This is a genomic window from Pseudarthrobacter oxydans, assembly GCF_013314975.1.
GTDB lineage: Bacteria > Actinomycetota > Actinomycetes > Actinomycetales > Micrococcaceae > Arthrobacter > Arthrobacter oxydans.
The window spans coordinates 1-1,458 of the sequence record NZ_JABTYH010000078.1; the positions used below are offsets into that span (position 1 = coordinate 1).

A 1,458-nucleotide genomic window follows, 5' to 3' on the forward strand; every position below is an offset into this window, starting at 1 on the left:
CACCGCGGGCCCCGACGAAGGAGGGGCTAGACCGGCCGGAGCGGACACGTACAATCCGTCAGGACAGCAGCCAAAATGTCGAAGACAAGACAGGGCCAGGGGCGGCGGAGCCCTGCGGAGCCGGCACTGGCCCCACAGCCGGCCGCGCCAGCGGACGCCCATTCTGATCTTTGGTCCCTTAGGCTGAGGCCATGAACAACACCAGAAGAGCAACGCTCATTTGGTCGCTGGGGGCAGTTGTTTTCTCTCTCATCGGCGTATACATCGCACTGAGTTCCAACGGGGCTTGGTACTCCGTCGTTTCGGCAGTCATCCTGCTTCTCGCGGGAACCACTTTCGCGGCTCGTGCGATTTTGTCCCTCCGCGCATCTGGTACGTAGCCCAACACGGGACACCGGCGTTAGCAGTAGACGCGAACTGATGACAGCTAAACAAGCCCCCTCTCACGGGTGGCGGCCGCCGACCGGGAGATCCATGAAGATCGTGGCTGTGGTGTTCAGTATTGCCGCCGGCACCTCCGTGGTGTTGGTGCCCGTTGACCTGATCATTGGTCGGCCTGCTGCCGGCGATATCTATATTGCGGTGCTAAACAGTGCTGTGGCCGCCGCTTGCTGGTGGATAGCCTCTGCAAGTCGGCGAGCCTAAGGAATCCGGCAGGACAGCAGCCAAAACAGAATGAGCGCTTCTGCAGCCCGAGCGGAGCGAGGTCCTTTAGCGGTTAAAGGGGCTGAGGCCGGCCCCTTGGGGCCGGCCTCAGTTTTTCCCTCAGCAAAAGGAAAACCAGTGCTGCAGCGTCATTGCTGCATGAAGTTATAGGTCCAGCGGGGATTTCTCCCAGGAGATATCAACGATGGGGGCGCCTGGCTGCGGCATGGTCAACATCGAGAGTTCGAGAACGTCCTGGGCGTGGGTGGCATCGGCGGGTGCGGCGTCGTCGTCGGTGAGGATGTACTCGTGGCTCATGTGCTGCCCCAGGCTGTTAGTGGATCATGTTCCTTTTCCACTGTAGCCCGGCGTTCAGCCGTTTCCGGCTTCTGGGGCTGCGCCCGCGGCAGCGTGATCGGCGGCCGGAGGAGATGTTCCTATAGACAACCCCTGTACCGATTTAGTTGCAGTCAAGTCTGAATCGGTGCCTCGTTTCCGCTTCAGCTTTAGGCTGGGGCAACACAGCTCATTCTGATTGGGGACAGAAATGAAACACACACTTTCCTTCGGTGCTTTGACCATCATTGCGTTCTCCCTGGCTTCCTGCTCCGCGGTAGCCCAAGACTCTCCGACGGCCAGCAGCTCGCCTTCTGTGGTGCAGGAGTTACCAACAGAGCTGCTTCTTAGTGAGGGTGGCAAAAAGGCCGTAGTGCATTCTGGCCCGTCAACCGCTCCGAGAGAAGACGCCCAGCTTACGGGACGTCTCGATAATGATGGAGCGGGCTGCTTTATCGTCCGCGCGGACGACGGTGA

1 protein-coding gene and 1 pseudogene are annotated in these 1,458 nt (G+C 60.1%); one reads left to right on the forward strand and one right to left on the reverse strand.

Translation table 11 applies throughout. The annotated features are described in order from the left end of the window. Window positions 1-810 precede the first annotated feature (810 nt). A complete protein-coding gene (locus tag HTS88_RS21935) occupies window positions 811-963 on the reverse strand; it encodes a hypothetical protein (protein WP_174182301.1) in 153 nt (50 codons plus the stop codon). Window positions 964-1,192: 229 nt separating this feature from the next. Between HTS88_RS21935 and HTS88_RS22085 the strand changes: the two are divergent. Next, a pseudogene (locus HTS88_RS22085) lies at window positions 1,193-1,458 on the forward strand (hypothetical protein); the annotation flags it as partial.

What these genes read in the sequence shown, in the direction of transcription:
- HTS88_RS21935 (WP_174182301.1), bottom strand. Translation starts at nt 963, where the DNA reads ATGAGCCACGAGTACATCCTCACCGACGACGACGCCGCACCCGCCGAT.